Source organism: Bradyrhizobium sp. NBAIM08 (genome assembly GCF_020193935.1).
Lineage (GTDB): Bacteria > Pseudomonadota > Alphaproteobacteria > Rhizobiales > Xanthobacteraceae > Bradyrhizobium > Bradyrhizobium yuanmingense.
The window spans coordinates 1-447 of sequence record NZ_JADYVR010000356.1; the positions used below are offsets into that span (position 1 = coordinate 1).

Consider the following 447-nt stretch of genomic DNA (forward strand, 5'->3'; position numbering starts at 1 on the left):
CGTCGACGGTGTGGCCGATGGGCGCTCGGCGCTGATCCAGAAGCTGCACCACGCCATCACCGACGGGGTGGGCTCCATCCAGATCGCGCTCACCCTCTTCGACCTCGAGCGCGACCCCGGCGATCCAGGAGCTCAGCCCGACGCGCCCGAGTCCCACGTGTTCGGCTCGGTGGAGCGCCTGACCGACGCGGCGAGCTACGTCGGACGCCGGGGCGTCGGTTCCCTCCAGCGCTCGGCCGGCACGGTCGCGGGCGGCGTGCGCGGTGCCCTCGCCGACCCGGTGCGCGCCGCCCGACGACTCTCCGACACCGTGAGCTCCGTGGGCCGTCTGCTCGCGCCCGCCACCCAGCAGCTCAGCCCCGTCATGGGGGACCGCTCGCTGAGCGTCCGGTTCTCCACCCTGGTACGCCCGCTGGACGACCTGCGCGCGGCGGCCAAGGCCGCTGA

1 protein-coding gene is annotated in these 447 nt (G+C 74.5%); it reads left to right on the top strand.

Going from position 1 to position 447, the window contains the following annotated elements; translation table 11 throughout:
* Positions 1–447: wax ester/triacylglycerol synthase domain-containing protein (locus tag I6F37_RS39885; RefSeq protein ID WP_225154361.1), on the top strand; the 447-nt coding region annotated here is incomplete at both ends.